The organism is Psychrobacter sp. W2-37-MNA-CIBAN-0211 (genome assembly GCF_040309405.1).
Taxonomy (GTDB): Bacteria; Pseudomonadota; Gammaproteobacteria; order Pseudomonadales; family Moraxellaceae; genus Psychrobacter; species Psychrobacter glaciei.
The window spans coordinates 1-301 of the sequence record NZ_JBEOOU010000089.1; the positions used below are offsets into that span (position 1 = coordinate 1).

The window sequence follows — 301 nt, forward strand, 5'->3', positions numbered from 1 at the left end:
TCTTTGTACACGGCCATTTCCACGTCGGGCGGTTGTACGCCGTCGATGATGTCGGCGCGCACTTCCACGGTGGTGGCGCGGTCGCGGCGCTTGAGGATCGGCTCTTCCATTACCGCCTGGAAATGCCCGACCTGGGCCAATGGCACCGAGGTGCCGGCGCTGTTGGTCAGGGTCATGTTGTTGAGGTTGCCCAGGTCTTCACGCTGGCTGCCCTGGGCACGGGCCACCACCGACACGGTGCGGTTGCCTTCGCGCACTTCGGTGATCGGGTTGCCGCTGAGCAAAGCGTTGAGTTGGGACT

The 301-nt window shown here is 64.1% G+C and carries 1 protein-coding gene; it reads right to left on the reverse strand.

What is annotated here, in order from left to right; all coding sequences use genetic code 11:
* Nucleotides 1-301: efflux RND transporter permease subunit (locus AAEY72_RS14415; protein WP_352311195.1), on the reverse strand; the 301-nt coding region annotated here is incomplete at both ends.